Genomic DNA, 500 nt, shown 5'->3' with positions numbered 1-500 from the left:
CAGCGGCCCACGCGGGAGAGGATCGCGGTGAGCGCGGCCCGCACCCCGGTGGACAGCGTCGGCTCGAGCGCCGGGGCGAAGAACGGGGAGTGGTTCACCGGCACGGGCCCCTCCGCCTCGAGGGTGGCGGCGTCGTGGCCGCCGAACATCCAGAACACCGAGGGCACCCCGATCGCCGCGCCGAGGGCCCCGAAGTCCTCCGAGCCCATCATCGGTTCGACCTCCACCACGTTGTCCTCCCCCAGCACCTCGCGGAAGCGCTCGACGAGAGCGGCCGTGGCCGCCGGGTCGTTGTAGTTGCGGGGGAAGGTCGAGAGCTCCTCGATGGTGGGCTCCGGGGCCCCCGAGGCCGCCGCCTCCGCGGCGATGATGCGCCGCAGCGCGCCCAGGACGTGGTCCCGGACGGCGGGGTCGAAGGTGCGCACGTTGAGCGTGAACTCGGCCGAGGCCGGGATGATGTTCTCCTTGAGCCCGCCGTGGAAGGTCGCCACGGTGACCAC

At 73.2% G+C, this 500-nt stretch carries 1 protein-coding gene; it reads right to left on the bottom strand.

Translation table 11 applies throughout. The features are described 5' to 3' along the window. Window positions 1-500, bottom strand: a 500-nt coding sequence (locus tag RF646_RS13490; protein WP_368836249.1) for a M20/M25/M40 family metallo-hydrolase, incomplete at both ends; no start/stop codon positions are given.

This window comes from Kocuria sp. CPCC 205261 (genome assembly GCF_040981025.1).
In the GTDB taxonomy this organism is placed as follows: domain Bacteria; phylum Actinomycetota; class Actinomycetes; order Actinomycetales; family Micrococcaceae; genus Kocuria; species Kocuria marina.
The sequence above is the reverse complement of the archived record's forward strand: the minus strand, read 5'-3'. Positions and strand labels throughout refer to the sequence as shown.